Consider the following 843-nt stretch of genomic DNA (forward strand, 5'->3'; position numbering starts at 1 on the left):
GACCACGGCGGTGCGGCCGCCGACGGCGCCCGCCCCCGGCCCCGCACGGCGCCCGGCTCCACCGGTGACCTCGGCGGCCGCACCGCCGTGGTCACCGGTGCCGCCAGCGGCATCGGCCGCGCCTGCGCCGTGCATCTCGCGCTGGCCGGGGCCACCGTGCGCGCCGTCGACCGCGACGCCGACGGGCTGGCCGGCCTCGCCGACGAGGTGCCCGTCCGCACCGAGGTCCTCGACCTCACCGACCTCGACGCCGCCGAGACCGCCGGCCGGGGCGCCGACATCCTGGTCAACAACGCGGGAATCCAACTCGTCCGCCCCATCGAGGAGTTCCCGCCCGAGGAGTTCACCACCATCCTCACCCTCATGCTGCACGCCCCCTTCCGCCTGATCCGCGGCGCGCTGCCGCACATGTACGGCCAGGGCTGGGGCCGCATCATCAACGTCTCCTCCGTGCACGGGCTGCGCGCCTCCGCCTACAAGTCGGCCTACGTCGCCGCCAAGCACGGCCTGGAAGGGCTGTCGAAGGTCGCCGCGCTGGAGGGCGCCGCCCACGGCGTCACCTCCAACTGCGTCAGCCCCGGCTATGTGCGCACCCCGCTGGTGGAGAAGCAGATCGCCGACCAGGCCGCCACCCACGGCCTGCCCGAGGCCGAGGTGATCAGCGAGATCATGCTGGCCAGAACCGCCCGCAAGCAGCTCGTGGAACCCGCCGAGGTCGCCGCCGCCGTCGGCTTCCTCTGCACCGACCAGGCAGCGGCCATCACCGGGATCTCCCTCCCGCTGGACGGCGGCGGCGACCTCGGCGGGTTCCACGAGCTGCTTGCGGGCGGTTCTGGCCAGCAT

The 843-nt window shown here is 74.4% G+C and carries 1 protein-coding gene; it reads left to right on the top strand.

The genetic code is table 11. The features are described from left to right. Window positions 1-843: 3-hydroxybutyrate dehydrogenase (locus E0D90_RS25865; RefSeq protein ID WP_265415979.1), on the top strand; the 843-nt coding region annotated here is incomplete at both ends.

It is taken from the genome of Streptomyces otsuchiensis, from assembly GCF_004305975.1.
Classification (GTDB): Bacteria; Actinomycetota; Actinomycetes; order Streptomycetales; family Streptomycetaceae; genus Streptomyces; species Streptomyces otsuchiensis.